This is a genomic window from Blautia massiliensis (ex Durand et al. 2017) (genome assembly GCF_051861785.1).
Lineage (GTDB): Bacteria > Bacillota > Clostridia > Lachnospirales > Lachnospiraceae > Blautia_A > Blautia_A luti_A.
Map to the genome: position 1 here is coordinate 2,471,658 of NZ_CP146725.1, position 16,311 is coordinate 2,487,968.

The window sequence follows — 16,311 nt, forward strand, 5'->3', positions numbered from 1 at the left end:
CGTAAGGTGTTTGCCAATGCAGTAGTGGGAGAAGCAAGAATCCCCCTGCTTTAGCTGTGGGGAGTGTCAAGAGCGGATGGGTAGATAGGGAAAAATACTATTAATTATTCAGGGTATAAGGCAGCACAGGAAAAACCTTTGCCCAAATTTAAGTATAATCGGCGCTGTATAGAAGAATTAGGTAAGATCCTGGATGAGGAAATAAAGCCGCTGATCAATATTGCATAATATACTGTAATTGCTTATATCAGCGTAAGTGATTTCTGGAAAGGAATAACCTATGCAGAATGATGTAAACAAAAAACAGCTGTTTTACGAGTATTATCATCAATGGATAGAAGTATACAAAAGAGGTGCGATCAGAGAAGCGACAATGGCAAAATATCTGATGACGCTGAAATGGGTAAAAAAACTTGCTCCGGACCTGCAGGTGGCAGAACTTACCCGTACAACGTATCAGAAACTGCTTAATGACTATGCCAGGGAACATGAAAGACAAACAACACTGGATTTTCATCATCAGCTGAAAGGTGCGGTTCTGGATGCGGTAGACGAAGGTCTCATTGAACGTGATCCAACCAGAAAGGCGATTATCAAAGGAAAACCACCAGGTGCAAAGAAGATAAAATATCTTAATCAATTTGAACTTCATACCCTGATCGCACATCTGGACATTGGGGAGCAGGTAAATTGGGATTGCTTTATCCTTCTGGTTGCAAAGACCGGCATGCGTTTTTCGGAGGCACTTGCCATCACACCGGCAGATTTTGATTTTGCAAGACAGACTTTATCTGTAAGTAAAACCTGGGATTATAAAGGGGATGGCGGATTTCTGCCAACAAAAAATAAATCATCTGTAAGAAAAATCCAGATTGACTGGCAGATCGTAGTTAAGTTTTCGGAATTGATAAAGGGACTCCCCCAGGACGAACCGATTTTTGTAGGTGAAACAAAGATATATAATTCTACAGTAAATGATGCACTGACCAGACATTGCAAAGAATGTGGAATATCAGAAATATCGATTCATGGACTCAGACATACCCATGCCTCATTACTGTTGTTTGCCGGGGTATCTATTGCCAGTGTGGCCAGAAGACTGGGGCATGCCAGTATGACAACAACACAGAAAACATATCTGCACATTATTCAGGAACTGGAAAATAAAGATGTGGACCTGGTTATGCGAACTCTGTCCGGTTTATAAAGTATTATATTAATAAAAATCATGAAAATGTTGTTTGTTATAGAGTTACATAGCAAATAAAGATTGCAGATATGCGTCTGACAAAAAGAAATACTTACGCTGATTGAAAAAAGAACCTGCAAAAAATGAATCAGACAACACTTTTTTACAGGCCCTTTTTTCACATGAATTCCGGAGCTGCTATAAATTGTAGCTAATCAATAATTGTAGGCTCCCTCATAAGCATTGCATCGTTCCTTCCGATGTCCCTGCTCTACACAGGAGCTGCATCGGTCACAAAATTCCTGTTCATAGCAGGTGGAACAGACACACCCCTTACAGGCATCCCGGTCATAAGCCGGCGTGCAGGTAAAAGGAAGAGTATCCTTCGTAGTTTCCGTACTCATAAAGATCACGCTCCTTTTTTCTATATTATAGACCTATCAAAAAAGCGTTTCAATACAAATAATCAGAAAATACAAAGAAATACCTGATAAAAATCGGCACAACGCCTCACATCCAATACAGTAGAATCCATCATCCTGTCAATACAGAACACAACATCCCGGTCCTACCGGGAGGAACTCCACCGTCCGGAAGCTCCGCAAGGAAGCACCAGCCCACTCTCCGTCACAGGAAGCCCAATTTCCTGAGATTCCACACTACCTTTCCAGGGCTTCAGTTCGGTAGCCAGCATATAAGTCAGCACAGCCGGTGCAAGACCTGTAGTATAGGAATTCACCAGGAAAAACAGCGGATCATCGCTGAGGATCTTCGTACAAAGCTTGATCAGTGGATGGATCGCATCCTCGATCTTCCAGATCTCGCCCTTAGGTCCGCGGCCGTAAGAAGGCGGGTCCATAATGATCGCATCATAATGATTTCCTCTGCGGATCTCACGCTCTACGAACTTCACGCAGTCATCCACAAGCCAGCGGATCGGCGCACCGGAAAGTCCGGAAGCAGCAGCATTCTCTTTTGCCCAGTTCACCATACCCTTGGAAGCATCCACGTGAGTAACGGAAGCGCCGGCAGCAGCAGCAGCCAGAGTAGCGCCGCCGGTATAGGCAAAAAGATTTAAGACCCTGATCGGGCGTCCTGCATTGCGGATCTTTTCACCGAACCAGTCCCAGTTCACTGCCTGTTCCGGGAAAAGTCCTGTATGCTTGAAGCTGAAAGGCTTCAGATTAAAAGTGAGGTCCTTGTAATGAAGCTCCCACTGATGAGGCAGATCAAAGAACTCCCACTCACCGCCGCCACGGCTGCTTCTGTGATAATGTCCGTTCATATGCTTCCAGCCACGGTTTTTGCGGGGAGTATCCCAGATTACCTGCGGGTCCGGACGAACCAGAAGATAATCCCCCCAGCGCTCCAGCTTTTCTCCTTTTGATGTATCAATAACTTCATATTCTTTCCATCCATCTGCAATCCACATGATGATCAATACCTCTTTCATAATAGTAAATTTATAAGATATATATATCATTTTTATATAGCATTTCCGGAGATTACTGTACCAGATCCGGCTGACCGGGACATGAATCCATAAAAACGCCATAATAATGTTTTTTCCAGTATAGAGGAAAAATGGATGCTGTGCAAGAGAAGTGCAGGATTTTCCACGAAAGATTTGACAACAGCGCTTTTACATACTAAAATGTACGCAGAGATTTTCTGCCGGGGCAGAGGCTTCCCGCTTCCGTGAAACTGTGGCTGTTTTTTGCGGAAGAGATTTTGCAGAGAATTCCTGACAGACAGAAATCGTTAACAGAAGAAACACAGCAACCGCAGATATGAAACTGTGCACAAAAAGAGGAGAAGCAAACTTATGAAAAAATATTGTGAGATGAGCAGGGAAGAGCTACTCGATTTAAAGAAAGAATTCGACCGTGAGTTCGACGAGATCAAAGCCGAAGGTCTGGCACTGGATATGTCCCGTGGTAAACCTGCACCGGATCAGCTTGATCTTTCCATGAAAATGATGGAAGTACTTGCAGGGGATGCAGATCTGAAATGTGAGACCGGTGTGGACTGCCGTAACTATGGAGTCATCGACGGAATCCCGGAAGCCAAGAGACTTCTCGGCGAGATGTCAGAGGTAGAGCCAGAGAACATCATCATCTATGGTAATTCCAGTCTGAACGTAATGTTCGATACCATTGCACGTTCCTATTCCCACGGAGTAATGGGAAATACACCATGGTGCAAGCTTGACAAGGTGAAATTCCTCTGTCCTGTACCAGGATACGACCGTCATTTCCGTATCACAGAATTTTTCGGCATTGAGATGATCAACATTCCGATGACTCAGGAAGGCCCGGATATGGACATGGTTGAGAAATATGTCAATGAAGATCCGGCAGTAAAAGGAATCTGGTGTGTTCCGAAATATTCCAATCCGCAGGGCTACACTTATTCCGAAGAAACAGTTAAGCGTTTTGCGCATCTGAAGCCGGCTGCACCGGACTTCCGTATTTACTGGGATAACGCTTACAGCATCCATCATCTCTATGATGACAATCAGGATTTCCTTCTTGAGATCCTTGATGAGTGTGCGAAAGCAGGAAATCCGGACATTGTTTATAAATTTACTTCTACCTCCAAGGTAAGCTTCCCTGGTTCCGGTATCGCAGCAGTTGCTGCATCCAAGGCGAACCTGGATGACTTCCGCAAATACATGACTGTACAGACCATCGGACACGACAAACTGAACCAGCTTCGTCACGTTCGTTTCTTCAAAGATATCAACGGACTGCATGAGCATATGAAGAAACACGCAGACATCCTTCGTCCGAAATTCGAGCTTGTTCTCGCAACACTGGATAAAGAGCTTACCGGACTTGGAATCGGTGAGTGGACCAAACCTCACGGCGGATATTTCATTTCCTTTGATTCTATGGAAGGCTGTGCGAAAGCCATCGTTGCCAAAGCAAAAGAAGCAGGCGTTGTTATGACTGGAGCAGGCGCAACCTATCCATATGGAAAGGACCCGAAAGACAGCAATATCCGTATTGCACCAAGCTACCCAAGCGTTGAGGAGCTTGGCAAGGCAGCAGAGGTATTTGTTCTCTGTGTGAAGCTTGTAAGTGTGGAAAAACTTCTGGAGAAATAAATCGATCACATCAGACTGCCCGGTATTTCAGCATGCGTAATACCGGGCAGTCATAACTATTGGAGAGAGCTCATGGATGAGGAAAAAGAAAAAATGAAAACAGGCAAAAAGTTGGTTATTGCACTGATCATGATCCTGCTGATCTTTACAGCAGGGGCTTATGGATATGGTGTACACTATTTTACAGATCATTTTTTGCCGGGATCTCAGGTGAATAGTTTTAACTGCTCCTATAAAACTGCAGATGAAACAGAAAAGCTTCTTGCAAAGGAAGTGCAGGCATATGTTCTTACCGTTGATACAAGAAACAACGGAAAAGAGAGCATTACCGCAAAAGAAGCCGGCCTGGTCTACAAGCCGGATGGCGGAGCCAAAAAGCTGATCAGGAAACAGGACCGGTACAAATGGTTCCTTGCTTTTAATCAGAAGAAAAAATATACACTGGCAACGGATACTGCTTATGAAGATCAGAACAAGCTGACAGAGGCTGTGAAGAATCTGAAATGCATGCAGAAGGACAATATGGAAAAGCCTGCAGACGCATGCATTAAGGATAATGGCGAAACCTACGAGATCCAGCCGGAAAAAGAAGGAACGACCCTGGATACAAAAAAGGTTCAGAAGGTGATCCGTGCAGCTGTTTCCGCAGGAGACAAAACAGTCAGTCTGGAAAAGAAAAACTGCTACAAAAAACCATCGATATATAAAGACGATGAAGCTCTGAAAAAAGATTGTGACCAGATGAACAAGCTTACCAGCTGCGTGATCACCTATGATTTTTCGGACCGGTCGGAACAGCTTGACCGAAATACCATCAAAGACTGGCTGCTCAGGGACGCAAACGGAGATTATATAGTAAACAAAGATCAGGTTGCAGCTTATGTGAACAGCCTGGGATATAAATATGATACCTTTGGCTGCACGAGGACATTTACCACCTACGATGGTCGCCAGAAGACTATCAAGGGCGGTGATTACGGATGGGCTATCAATCAGACCACAGAGACTGAATGGCTTTATAATGCCATTCTTGCAGGAACTACAGAAGTGAGACAGCCGGCGTATGCTTACAGTGGACTTTGCAGAGATACCAATGATATCGGAAATACATATGTAGAGATTGACCTGACCAACCAGAGAATGGTATTCTATAAAGACGGACAGCTTCTGGTAGATACACCGGTAGTTACCGGCTGTGTCCGAAAGGGCCATTCCACACCAACCGGATGCTTTGCACTGGATGCCATGCGTTCACCGGCAGTTTTGAAGGGACCTGGATATGCATCACCGGTTACATACTGGATGCCGTTTTCCGGAGGAGTCGGAATCCATGACGCAAGCTGGCGTTCACAGTATGGCGGGCAGATCTATATCACAAATGGTTCTCATGGCTGTGTAAACACCCCGAAGGATAAGGCGGCAATCATTTATAATAATATTAGTGTAGGAGTACCGATCGTAGTTTATGAATAAGAGATTAAAAGAAATATTAAAAGAATACGAAGAAAGAAAACACAAGATCATCAAGGGAGATGAAAGTATGAATATCGTTGTATTGGCAGGCGGAACCAGTACAGAAAGAGAGATCTCCATCGTAACAGGAACCGGTGTCTGCAAGGCACTTCGTAAAAAAGGCCATAATGCCATTCTTGTAGATATTTTCTGCGGACTGGAGCCGGTGGACTGGGATGGACCCTTTGGAGATAAAGATTATGAGGTAGATTCTGCGGCAGAGTATATGAGAAGCTTCGATGATGATATCGAAGAGATCAAACGCACAAGAAGAAGCTTTTTCGGACCGAATGTACTGGAATTGTGTCAGGCAGCAGACATTGTATTTATGGGACTTCACGGTTCCAACGGAGAGGATGGAAAGGTTCAGGCAACCTTCGATCTTCTGGGGATCCGTTACACAGGAACCGGATATTTAAGCAGTGCCCTTGCTATGGATAAGGGCCTCACCAAGAAGATCTTTCTCATGGATCAGGTACCGACACCAAAGGGCGTTTCCATGCTGAAAGAAAACTGTACAAGAAACATCCATGATCTTGGTATGGAATTTCCTGTTGTTGTAAAAACATGCTGCGGTGGTTCCAGCGTAGGTGTTTATATTGTAAACAACCAGAAAGAATATGAGGATGCCATTGACGGTGCTTATTCTTATGAAGATGAGGTAGTTGTTGAAGAGTATATCAGGGGCCGTGAGTTTTCCGTTGCAGTTGTAGACGGAAAGGCTTATCCGATCATCGAGATCGCACCGAAGCAGGGCTTTTATGATTACAAGAACAAATATCAGGCAGGCTCCACAGTAGAAACCTGTCCGGCTGAGATCTCACCGGAACTGACCGAGAAGATGCAGCATTATGCGGAAGCTGGCGCAAAGGCTCTCTGCATTGAGGGCTATGCACGTTTTGACTTCATGATGAAAGAAAACGGTGATATGTACTGCCTGGAGGCAAACACACTTCCGGGAATGACACCCACCAGTCTGATCCCGCAGGAAGCAAAGGTCCTGGGAATCGACTATCCGGACCTCTGTGAAGAACTGATCCGCATTTCTTTTAAGAAATACAGCAAATAAAATATCTGACCGTAACTCCTCCTGTTGACAGGAGGAGTTTCTGGCAAAAGAAAGGATTTTATTCATGAAAAATCTTACATTGGAAAATATCACAAAAGTCTGCAATGGTATTTACCACGGCCCGCAGGAAAAACTTCAGGAGGAAGTGACTGCGATCACAACGGACAGCCGTAAGGTGGAAAAAGGAGGTCTTTTTGTACCGGTAGTAGGAGAGCGTGTGGATGCTCACCGTTTTATCCCGCAGGTAATGGAAGCAGGTGCACTCGCGACCTTATCCGAGAGAACTCTTGAAGGGGCGGATCATCCGTATATCCAGGTAGGCTCCTCCCTTCAGGCAGTAAAAGACATTGCGGAGTTTTATCTGGAGCAGCTTGATATTCCGGTTGTGGGAATCACAGGAAGCGTTGGAAAGACCAGCACAAAAGAGGTGATCGCCTCTGTGCTGAAGGAAAAATACCGTACACTGAAAACCCAGGGGAATTTCAACAATGAGCTGGGACTTCCACTGACAGTATTCCGCCTTCGTGAGGAAGATGAGATCGCAGTTCTGGAAATGGGAATCAGTGATTTCGGTGAGATGACCCGTCTTGCAAAGATCGCAAAACCGGACACCTGCGTGATCACAAACATCGGAACCTGCCATCTGGAAAACCTTGGGGACAGAGACGGCGTCCTGAAGGCAAAAACAGAGATTTTTCAGTATGTGAAGAAAAATATCGTACTTAACGGTGATGATGATAAGCTCTCCACAGTAAAGGAATACAATGGCATGCAGCCGGTATTTTTCGGAAACGGAGAAAATGCTTCTGTTACCTGTGAAAATGTGGAAAGCCGTGGCCTGAAGGGAATGAGCTGTGACATTTGTCTGAAGGGGAAAATGGCAGAGAACGGAGAGCTCCAGACATTTCATGTAGATATTCCAATGCCAGGACGCCATATGGTATCCAATGCACTGGCAGCAGCAGCTGTGGGCAGACTTTACGGACTGAATGCAGAGCAGATCAAAAATGGCATCGAAAGCCTGGAACCGGTCAGCGGAAGATTCAATATGATCGAGACCGGTAAATTCATGATCGTAGATGACTGCTACAACGCAAATCCCATGTCCATGAAGGCCTCCCTGGATGTTCTTCAGGACGGACTTGGAAGAAAGGTTGCCATTCTTGGCGATATGGGTGAGCTTGGAACGGATGAAGCTGCACTTCATGAAGGTGTAGGCGTTCATGCAGGTCAGTGCAGGATCGATGCATGCATCTGCGTAGGACCACTTGCAGCCCATATCGCGGAAAAGGCATCTCAGACCAATCCGGACCTGACAGTCATCCGGGAAAAAGATCTGGAAAGCCTTCTTAAGAACCTGAACACATATGTGAAACCTGGAGATACCATCCTCGTAAAGGCTTCTCACTTCATGAAATTTGAAAATGTAGTCAAAGCACTGCAGGAAATGTAAAAAGACGGAAAACAGGGGCAGTATTTGACGAACGAAAATTCTTTCCAGTTAAGTTATATAGAAGTATAATATTCCTAAGGCGATGAGCAGTGCGGCTAAAGAACAAAAGCACGCTCAGGCACTGTGCGGCAGTGAAAAAGGGAGGGCTTATGCTGGAGATGATCATGAAGCTGAACATCCCGCTTTACGTCATGACATCCATGGGATGTATCGGCGGTCTGGGGATGCTGGCAACAAACCTTACCTACCGAAGAATGATCCGAAATACGCAGCGATTACAGAATCTCAAAGAAAAATGGCTGAACCTGTGGAAGTCAAGGGACAGGCTCTGGCATCGGATGAACCGATTTGTGTGGTATCCGTCACTGTTTTGTACATTTCTTCTTGGACTGTCTGTTTTTCTCAACAGCAGACTGGGATACAGGGAAGGATTGTCTATGCTTTATCTCTATATAGGGGCGGCAGTGCCGGTAGTACTGCTTCTTCTTCGTCAGGCATTGGACTTTTCTTATAAGGAAGAGCTTGTGATGGCTTCTCTTGCAGATTATGTGGAACAGGTCCGTACCTGGGTGGAGGAAGTACCGGTCGCAGAAAAGCCGGATCCTGTTCTGCAGGAAGAGATCGTAGATAAGATCACCAGAAGTATCCGTCAGACGGCTGCTACCGGAAGCCACTTCAGCAAGATGCTTTCTCCGGAGGAGGAAGAGATCATGCGGGAGATCATACGGGAGTTTATGAATGCAGAGTAAAAACATATCCCGGTATATCTGAGAAAATACAGAAATGTACACAAAGATATTCCGGAATAAGGGAACCGGATGCAAAAAAAAACTCTCCGGCAGATACGATTCTCTGTATCCGCCGGAGAGCTTTTTTGTGTGACAGTAAAAAGAGAACGCAGGATAAGCATCCGTGGCTTTCCTGCGTCCTTTTATATGTTACTCAGTCTTCCTCGATCACCTGGATCTCCAGGTAGTCGAATTCAATATGTTCAATGAAATTATCCTGATAAAAACGGGCCTTATCATGCTTTTTGAAATCCCGCACTGTGGCATCCAGCCAGATAGGATTTCCCAGATCCATCTGATAACAGATTTCCTCAAGTCCGTGAAAGATCTTGTGGGTTCTGGTATCATCGCTGTCATCACAGACAACGGTGTCCTGAAGCATGCGATTGTCTTTCCATATTTTTCCCCATAAACGAAACATAAACAGTACCTCCGTATTGAAACTGCCACAGCCGGCAGAATATGAATATCCGTCCGATATGGTCTTCAGTATAGCGGATTTTGCAGGGAAAGTAAAGCACAGGACAATAACGCTTGTACGCAAAACAATGCACCAGGTGTGCTCACTTTTATTGACTAATGTGTAAAAATCCTCTATAATAAACGAAATTATGAAAAAAGAATCATTACAGATTGGAGGAACCGAAATGAAACTTTACGATACCGGCGTTTATCTTCAGAACGGACAGGAAATCATTCCCGAGAACCAGGCTGATCTGCCTGTAGCGAAAGAAGAGGCTGCTAAGAATACCATCGCATATTCTATTCTCAAGGCTCATAATAAATCCGATAACATGGAGAAACTTCAGATCAAATTCGATAAACTGACTTCCCATGATATCACATTTGTGGGAATCATCCAGACTGCAAGAGCTTCAGGACTTGAGAAGTTCCCGGTACCATATGTACTGACCAACTGCCATAACTCCCTCTGTGCAGTAGGCGGAACCATCAATGAAGATGACCACATGTTTGGTCTCACCTGTGCCAAAAAGTACGGCGGAGTTTATGTACCGCCTCATCAGGCAGTTATCCATCAGTTTGCAAGAGAAATGCTTGCAGGAGGCGGAAAGATGATTCTCGGCTCCGACAGTCATACAAGATACGGAGCACTTGGAACCATGGCTATGGGAGAGGGCGGACCGGAGCTTGTAAAACAGCTTCTCTGCCAGACATACGATATTAATATGCCAGGAGTAGTTGCTATTTATCTGAAAGGTGCTCCACGTCCGGGTGTAGGACCGCAGGATGTTGCGCTTGCCATCATCGGCGAGGTTTTTGCCAACGGCTATGTGAAGAATAAGGTTATGGAGTTCGTTGGACCAGGCGTTGCCAGCTTAAGCGCAGATTTCCGTATCGGTGTTGATGTTATGACAACAGAAACCACATGTCTTTCCTCCATCTGGCAGACAGATGCGAAGATCGAGGAATTCTATGCGATCCACGGAAGACCGGAGGATTACAAAGAACTGAAACCGGGCAACGTTGCATACTATGACGGCTGTGTGGAGATCGACCTCAGTGAGATCAAACCAATGATCGCAATGCCGTTCCACCCAAGTAACACCTACACCATCGATGAGCTGAAGGCAAACCTTGACGATATCCTTGCAGATGTGGAGAAGAGAGCACAGGTAAGCCTTGACGGAAAGATTCCGTTCACATTGAGAGACAAGGTAGTTGATGGCAAGCTTTATGTTGAGCAGGGAATCATCGCCGGCTGTGCAGGCGGTGGATTCGAGAATATCTGCGCTGCAGCAGATATCCTCAAGGGCAAAAATATCGGCTATGATGCCTTCACCTTAAGTGTATATCCGGCAAGTACTCCAATCTACATGGAACTGGCTAAGAATGGTGTTCTTGCAGAACTGATCGGAACAGGCGCAGTTGTGAAAACTGCATTCTGCGGACCGTGCTTCGGCGCCGGAGATACACCTGCAAACAATGCATTCAGTATCCGTCATACAACCAGAAACTTCCCGAACCGTGAAGGCTCCAAGATCCAGAACGGTCAGATCTCTTCGGTTGCACTTATGGATGCACGTTCCATTGCAGCTACAGCAGCAAACAAGGGATTCCTTACCTCAGCAGAGGAGTTTGACGGAAACTATTCCGAGCATAAATACTACTTCGATAAGTCTATCTACGAGAACCGTGTATTTGACAGCAAGGGCGTGGCAGATCCAAGCGTAGAGATCCAGTTTGGACCGAATATCAAAGACTGGCCGGAGATGGCTGCACTTGCAGACAACCTGATCCTGAAGGTTGTTTCCGAGATCCACGATCCGGTTACTACCACTGACGAGCTGATTCCGTCCGGTGAGACATCCTCCTACCGTTCCAATCCGCTTGGACTTGCAGAGTTCACACTGTCCAGAAAGGATCCGGCTTATGTTGGCCGTGCAAAAGAGATCCAGGCAGCACAGAAGGCGATTCAGGCAGGTCAGTGCCCGGCTGAGGCAGTTCCGGAACTGAAACCGGTTATGGAAACCATCCATAAATCCTATCCGGATGTTGATAAGACAAACCTTGGCGTAGGAAGCACTATCTTTGCAGTGAAACCTGGCGATGGTTCCGCAAGAGAGCAGGCTGCATCCTGCCAGAAGGTACTTGGCGGCTGGGCAAACATTGCCAATGAGTATGCAACCAAGAGGTATCGTTCCAATCTGATCAACTGGGGTATGCTTCCATTCCTGATCCCGTCCGGAGATCTTCCGTTCAAGAACGGTGATTATCTGTTCTTCCCGGGAATCCGCAAGGCGGTTGAGGAAAAAGCAGACGTGATCAAGGGATATACTGTTGAAGGTGACGCTCTGAAGGAGTTCGATGTAACTCTGGGTGAGCTGACAGATGATGAGAGAGAGATCATCCTTAAGGGTTGTCTGATCAATTATAATCGTAAATAGATGCAGGGATTGAACATATGTAGAGCGTGAAGGCGTTGGAGCTGTGTTCATGAATATGCTGCAGAGCGGAATATAGTAATTTAAGAATTTCCGTGCTGTTTTGCAGACTGGTGACCGTTTTGATCGAGGTTGCCGGTCTGCTTTTTTACTTTTAGAGGTGTGGTTGTGGGAAGTTTTTAGGGTTGTGGATACTTATGACGATGCGGACGCGTGAGGTGTCCTGTGGGGAGCAGAGGCTGTCGTTTCGCCTGGTCATACTAAGCGTCTGAGGTGACCTGTGAAAAGGCCGGCCCATAACTCGCCATGTACGCTGATGCGTACCTGGCTCAGACAGATGGGCCTTATTCTGCGGCCTGTATCCGCAGAATACCTTTCCACAGGTCACCTCAGACGCCAAGTATGACCAAAGGCTCACTCCGAAGCCCCTGCTCCCCACAGGACACCTCACGCTGACATTCCCAGAGACAAACCCCAGCCCCGGTAAAAATATCAAGAAAAGCTTAATAAATGATGACCGTCTCAACACTCTTCGTTATTCAATTTTTCTTCCTCTTCGTTCTTTCGAATAAAGTTTATCTCAATCCCCTGCAAACATTGCAAAGTACAAACATTGTAAAGTACAAACATTGCAATGTTTGCAGGGCCAATACAGTCCCACAGAAACTTTTCTAACTAACTTTCCATGTTCGAAAGTCAGGTCGTGAAGGACGGGCGGGGCGGGTGACTCTGCAGGAGTCGTAGTACTTCTTAGGCCGCGGGGAGGCTGCGTTGCTGGAAAAATCCCAGCTGTTTGAGCGTCAGCGAGTTCTGGGATTTTTTCAGCGGTTTTAGCAGAATCCCCGCAGCCTTAGAAGCACTAGACCTCCGAAGCCTCACCCGCCCCGCCCGTCCTTCACGGCCGTCCGTTCGCGACATATACCCTACCTTCACAACCTCACAATAGTACAAATTAACAGAAAATAATAAAAAATACAAACAAATTATAAAATATAGACACATAACAAAACAAATAAATAAAAATAATAGCATAAAAACACAAAAATGTATTGACAAATACCCGCAACGATGTTATTATAAGACCATCAAAAACAACAAGAGAAAAACAAAAAAAGAAAATCATTCAATTCATAGCATAGATGCACATGAAGGATGAAGAAAGGAAAAGGTGATTCCAGTGGGAACATAAACAAACACCATCATCAATATGAGAGTGACAGGAACCGGATTTCCTGCAAGAAAGACCTGATACAGATCACATATGATACACCTTAAGAAAACAGAAGTTTCTTTTATGAAATATAAATAAGATCCTCTTAAATCTTACTTATATTTTAAGAAATCAGAAACAAAAGGAAATCAGTATTTCAGGTAATATAGAATCGGTAACTCATATTGAACAACTGTCACACACCTGATACAAAGATTTCAGGAAATATGTAAAGAAATATTTCCCGAAAGAGTAAAACCCTCAACTCACCGGTTCGTTGGAAAGAAGAGATTCCAAGAACAAACGTGAAGATGAGAACGATACTTTGAAATGCATATCAGAACCATTAGGATATGGATTGAAGCTTTGCATCAGAAGAATATCTGAGAGGATATTAAAAACAGAAGAATCGGGCAGGAACTTTTTCCAGGATACTTTAAAGAACTGCAGAGGAGAAAATCCCAACAGGTCGATTTGAATCAGCAGATCGCAAAGTACAGAGATGACAAATGGTTTTGAATTTAAGAAGTTAAGCCCAGAATTGTTTAGTGAACAGGAAAAAGTATAACCACCGAAATTCTTCAGATAAACAGGAAATCAAACATCGTAAAAAATGATTTCTGATCTATAAAACTTTCTAAATAATCGAAGAGATATACTTACATATATCAGTCGTTTATGAGCAGGAAATAAAAAAGAAGAGAGAATCTGAAAAAGAAAAATTTCAAAATTGAATAAAGAGAATCGAAATTATTTTATAAAGTATATAAAATCAAAGATTTCGATTGATAAGTATAATAAGTATAACAAGAAAACTTTATTCGAAAGAACGAAGAGGAAGAAAAATTGAATAACGAAGAGTGTTGAGACGGTCATCATTTTTGGAAACTGTAAAAGTAAAAAAAGTGATGACCGTCTCGTTGTGTATATAAGATTGCATATATTAAGTATATAACCGTTCCGAAAAGTCCTAGATAAAATAATATGATCCGAGCAGAGAGCAAAATTTTCGGTCAGAGATTTTTCGAACAGTTATATTTATCAGTTGCCATCAAAAACATCATCAGTTATACTTCTGTGAGAAAGGAAGTAAGATGAGAAAATATGTGGAATTATCAGATTGAAGAAAATATTTTATATGAAGACAAAGAGATCCTTGTGTGCAGAAAAACAGCAGGAATGCCGGTGCAGGCAGCAAAAATAGGAACAATGGATATGGAAAGTGCCCTGAAAAATTATCTGGCACAAAAAACACCGGGAAAGATCCCATATCTGGGAGTAGTACATCGCCTTGATCAGCCGGTAGAAGGCATTCTTGTATTTGCGAAAACATCCGAAGCAGCAGGAAATTTGAGTAAACAGATGATGGCAGGAGGCGCCGGAAAATATTACCTGGCAGTAACGGAGGGAAAAGCAAAGAGCTCAGAAGGGACTCTTACAGACTATCTGAAAAAAAATGGAAAAGCCAACATGTCTCAGGTGGTGTCTGCCAATACACCGGGAGCAAAAAAAGCGATCCTTCACTATAAAGTTCTGGATCAGCAGGAGATAAACGGAAAATCCCGGACACTTCTTAAGATCAGGCTGGAAACAGGTCGGCATCATCAGATCCGTGTGCAGCTCTCTCATGAGGGACTGCCCCTTCTTGGAGACCGGAAATATAATCCTTCGGGAGAAAAAGGTACATCACTGGGACTTTGTTCCAGTTGTCTGGAATTCAAACACCCCAGAACAGGAAAAATGATGAAGTTTGAAACAGAGCCACAGGGAAGTGCGTTTCTGGATTTTGTGAAAAAAGTGTAAAAACTCTGGACGGAAATACGAAAAAGTGTATAATGTAAAAAGCAAGTAACCAAATGTAAGATTTTTGTAAAGTATAAGTTACTGTGGACGGACAAGGCAGACGATAAAGAACAGTAACCGGCGAGGAAGAGGAGATTACAATGAAAAAAGCTGCAGTAGCGTCAGCAGCCTTGTTGGCTGTGGCAACCCTGCTGACAGGCTGTCAGAAAGAAGAAGTAGAAAAGCTTGTTGCACCGATTGTAGCAGATGTCCAGGAAACCCCTGAAGCAACCGAAGTGGAAGAAGAAAAAAGCCCGCTGATCCCTGAGATTGATGACACTCTTTCTATTGAAGAAGGTGCCAGAATAGCTGTTGTCAGCAAAAGCAAAAAAGGCGAGTTCTGGAATAAAGTAAAAGAAGGAATGGAAGCTGCTGTCAAGGATGTAAATGAGGCGTATGGTTTCAAAAAAGACAAGCAGATCACGATGACCTTTGAGGGTCCGGATGATGAAGAGGACGTAGAAAGTCAGATCAATACTCTTGATGCAGTAATCGCTGAGAATCCATCTGTAGTGTGTCTTTCTGCCGGAGATGTGGATTCCTGTCAGGCACAGCTGGAAGCAGCGAAAGAGAACGGAATTCCGGTGGTCGCATTTGATTCCAATGTCAGTGATACGAAGCTGGTCAGAGCTTTCCGTGGAACAGACAATACACAGATTGGCAAATATGCAGCATATAAGCTTGGCAGCGCCATTGGAAAAATGGGAAATGTGGCTGTTTTTTCCGCACAGGAGAAAACACAGAGCGCGCAGGAACGTGTAAAGGGATTTCTGGATAATATTGCAAATTATACGGATATTAAAGTGGTGGAAACCGTATATTCTGACCAGGTTGATGATATGAAGGAAGCCATGAAGGAAGTTCTGGATAAATATCCGGCATTGGATGGCGTTTTCTGCACCAATGCCGAGGTTTCTGAAATGTTTCTGGAGGTAAATAAGGACACAGGAGAAAATAAAGTTGCTATGGTAGGCGTAGATGCAACTAGCAAACAGCAGGAAGCAATCCAGAAAGGGGAAGAACTGGGAGTGCTTTCACAGAATCCTTATGCGATGGGATATCAGACCATGTGGGCGGCTATTCAGTCTACTGCACCGAAGAAGGAAACAAAGATTGATAAGAAGGTTTTACTTGATCCGGTATGGATCGATGCTGAGAATATCAAAAGCGAAGACATTGCAAATTACCTGTACAATTAACAAATAGAACAGATAGCCACTGTAGGTCGGGTGAGTA

At 44.4% G+C, this 16,311-nt stretch carries 12 protein-coding genes; 9 read left to right on the forward strand and 3 right to left on the reverse strand.

Translation table 11 applies throughout. The features are described 5' to 3' along the window. Positions 1-280 precede the first annotated feature (280 nt). Positions 281-1,207, forward strand: a complete 927-nt coding sequence (locus tag V9W66_RS11750; RefSeq protein WP_144100377.1) for a site-specific integrase — start codon at positions 281-283, stop codon at positions 1,205-1,207. Between the two features lie 197 nt (positions 1,208-1,404). On the opposite strand, the gene V9W66_RS11755 is transcribed toward V9W66_RS11750, so the two are convergent. Both V9W66_RS11755 and V9W66_RS11760 read right to left on the reverse strand, forming a co-directional pair. Then, the gene (locus V9W66_RS11755) at positions 1,405-1,593 is read right to left on the reverse strand and encodes a hypothetical protein (RefSeq protein WP_015526276.1); all 189 of its coding nucleotides are present in this window, start codon (positions 1,591-1,593) and stop codon (positions 1,405-1,407) included. A 164-nt stretch (positions 1,594-1,757) separates the two neighbouring features. Beyond that, positions 1,758-2,621, reverse strand: a complete 864-nt coding sequence (locus tag V9W66_RS11760) for a class I SAM-dependent methyltransferase (RefSeq protein ID WP_144095358.1) — start codon at positions 2,619-2,621, stop codon at positions 1,758-1,760. Positions 2,622-3,014: 393 nt separating this feature from the next. Here V9W66_RS11760 and V9W66_RS11765 point away from each other — a divergent pair, with 393 nt between their 5' ends. From V9W66_RS11765 to V9W66_RS11785, 5 genes are all read left to right on the forward strand, one after another. Beyond that, positions 3,015-4,298, forward strand: a complete 1,284-nt coding sequence (locus V9W66_RS11765; RefSeq protein ID WP_144095360.1) for an aminotransferase class I/II-fold pyridoxal phosphate-dependent enzyme — start codon at positions 3,015-3,017, stop codon at positions 4,296-4,298. A gap of 72 nt (positions 4,299-4,370) precedes the next feature. Beyond that, complete coding sequence (locus V9W66_RS11770) at positions 4,371-5,771, forward strand: L,D-transpeptidase family protein (protein ID WP_144095362.1); 1,401 nt, start codon at positions 4,371-4,373, stop codon at positions 5,769-5,771. A 67-nt stretch (positions 5,772-5,838) separates the two neighbouring features. After that, a complete protein-coding gene (locus V9W66_RS11775; RefSeq protein WP_144095458.1) occupies positions 5,839-6,879 on the forward strand; it encodes a D-alanine--D-alanine ligase family protein in 1,041 nt (346 codons plus the stop codon). A gap of 64 nt (positions 6,880-6,943) precedes the next feature. Then, on the forward strand, positions 6,944-8,332 hold the full coding sequence (locus V9W66_RS11780) for a UDP-N-acetylmuramoyl-tripeptide--D-alanyl-D-alanine ligase (RefSeq protein ID WP_144095364.1): 1,389 nt from the start codon (positions 6,944-6,946) through the stop codon (positions 8,330-8,332). 149 nt (positions 8,333-8,481) lie between these two features. Then, positions 8,482-9,081, forward strand: a complete 600-nt coding sequence (locus V9W66_RS11785) for a hypothetical protein (protein WP_022427348.1) — start codon at positions 8,482-8,484, stop codon at positions 9,079-9,081. A 193-nt stretch (positions 9,082-9,274) separates the two neighbouring features. Here the strand turns inward: V9W66_RS11785 and V9W66_RS11790 are convergent, their stop codons facing one another. Further along, positions 9,275-9,541, reverse strand: coding sequence for a hypothetical protein (locus V9W66_RS11790; RefSeq protein WP_015526267.1), 267 nt, complete (start codon positions 9,539-9,541; stop codon positions 9,275-9,277). A gap of 226 nt (positions 9,542-9,767) precedes the next feature. Between V9W66_RS11790 and V9W66_RS11795 the strand changes: the two genes are divergently transcribed. The 3 genes from V9W66_RS11795 to V9W66_RS11805 all read left to right on the forward strand — a co-directional run bounded on the left by V9W66_RS11795 (position 9,768) and on the right by V9W66_RS11805 (position 16,274). Next, on the forward strand, positions 9,768-12,026 hold the full coding sequence (locus V9W66_RS11795; protein WP_144095366.1) for a hydratase: 2,259 nt from the start codon (positions 9,768-9,770) through the stop codon (positions 12,024-12,026). A gap of 2,311 nt (positions 12,027-14,337) precedes the next feature. Then, positions 14,338-15,036 (forward strand): RluA family pseudouridine synthase, encoded by a 699-nt coding sequence (locus V9W66_RS11800; RefSeq protein ID WP_092069748.1) that lies wholly within the window; start codon positions 14,338-14,340, stop codon positions 15,034-15,036. Positions 15,037-15,176: 140 nt separating this feature from the next. Further along, complete coding sequence (locus tag V9W66_RS11805; RefSeq protein ID WP_144095368.1) at positions 15,177-16,274, forward strand: substrate-binding domain-containing protein; 1,098 nt, start codon at positions 15,177-15,179, stop codon at positions 16,272-16,274. The last annotated feature ends 37 nt before the right edge of the window (positions 16,275-16,311 follow it).